This is a genomic window from Campylobacter concisus, from assembly GCF_002913225.1.
GTDB lineage: Bacteria > Campylobacterota > Campylobacteria > Campylobacterales > Campylobacteraceae > Campylobacter_A > Campylobacter_A concisus_J.
In genome coordinates this window covers 1-573 of record NZ_PPAW01000016.1, presented here as the reverse complement: position 1 = coordinate 573, position 573 = coordinate 1, and the positions used below count along the sequence as shown (strand labels likewise).

Sequence of the window (573 nt, the reverse complement as noted above, 5' to 3'; positions counted from 1 at the left end):
GCGCAACGTGGGAATCCGCCACGACGCCCCGCCTGCACAAATTCACCCGTTTTAGCTATCGCGGAAAACGGGATTTTCAGGTAGCCTTAGCGGTTCCCGCAGCTACGCTAAAGAAACGCCATGCCCAACACCATCTATCTGGCCTCGGCCAGCCCGCGCCGCCGCCAAATCTTGGCTTCCTTAGGTCTCCCGCCCGTCCCCCTGGCGGCCGACATCGACGAACTGGTCCAACCGGCCGAGGGCGTGGCGGATCATGTGGCGCGGCCGGCCCGGCAGAAAAACGCGGCAGCACGGCAACTGGCGACTCAACGCGGCCTCGCCCTGGCACAGCCGCTGTTGAGCGCCGACACAGTAGTGGCGCTGGACAATGCCATTTTGGGCAAACCGCGCGATGCGGCGCACGCCCGCGAGCTGCTGGAAAGCCTTTCCGGGCGCGAACACCAAGTGTGGACGGCGGTATGCGTGTCGCTCGGCGGCCAAACGCTGGAGGCGGCACAGCGCAGCGATGTGCGGTTTAAAGAACTGAGCGAGCAAGAAATCGCGGCCTATATTGCCAGCGGCGAACCGCTGGAT

At 64.4% G+C, this 573-nt stretch carries 1 protein-coding gene; it reads left to right on the top strand.

Annotation, left to right across the window (positions count from 1 at the left end; genetic code table 11):
- Positions 1–120 precede the first annotated feature (120 nt).
- Positions 121–573, top strand: a 453-nt coding sequence (locus tag CYP26_RS03760) for a Maf family protein (protein ID WP_103630427.1), incomplete at its 3' end; no start/stop codon positions are given.